The sequence below is a fragment of the Paenibacillus sp. MAH-35 genome, assembly GCF_058135425.1.
In genome coordinates this window covers 1-863 of sequence record NZ_JBYUPU010000101.1, presented here as the reverse complement: position 1 = coordinate 863, position 863 = coordinate 1, and the positions used below count along the sequence as shown (strand labels likewise).

Below are 863 nucleotides of genomic sequence, written 5' to 3'. Positions count from 1 at the left end.
TTACTTGCCCGTGTGTTCGACCATACGACAGGGCGTTTTGTCAAAGGCTTCAACATGCTGACGTTAGGCTGGTCCGATGGGTTTAGCTTTGCACCGATTGACTTTGTCATGCTGTCTTCAGCCAACATCAAAAATCGGTTTTGCGAGATGGTGGAAGAAATCAACAAACGCTGTCAAGATTACAAGCGGCGCCTTGAAGCTTTCTCTCGCAAACCGGATGTTGTTGTCGATCTCATTAACCGCGCAATTTCTGCCGGATTCAGCGCTGACTTCGTGCTAATGGACAGCTGGTTTACCCAAGCACCACTACTTCGTGAATTGATGGGTAAAGGCCTGCATGTGATCGGTATGATCAAAGATATGAAGCAGCGCTATCTGCTGGGAGGCAAGCGTCTCAATCTGCAGGAACAATACGCGATGCTGCCCAAAAATAACGGCGCCGAGATTCTGGGTTCCGTCATCGTCAAGACTGCTTGCGGCCTCCCCGTGAAACTGGTTTTTGTGCAAAATCGCAACAAGCGCCGTGAGTGGCTGGTCGTGCTGAGTACAGACGTTACCCTTGAAGATGCTGAGATTATACGAGTTTATGGCATGAGATGGAGCATTGAAACGTTTTTTAAGTTTACCAAGTCGTATCTCAAACTGGGAACCGAGTTTCAAGGCCGCACCTTTGATATGCTTATTAGTCATACGACGATTGTGTTTAGTCGTTATTTGGTCATGGAGTGCGGAGCGACGTCAGGAGAACGATGAGAAGTCACTTGGCGGACTCTACTTCCTCTTTTCCGATGAAGTACGTGATCTCGATTTAATCACTGCACTCCAGCAACTGATGGCATTTTTCATAGATATTGCCGAAGCCA

1 pseudogene is annotated in these 863 nt (G+C 47.7%); it reads left to right on the top strand.

Features of this window, described 5'->3' with window-relative positions:
• A pseudogene (locus AC3Y2E_RS34600) lies at positions 1 to 863 on the top strand (IS4 family transposase); the annotation flags it as partial.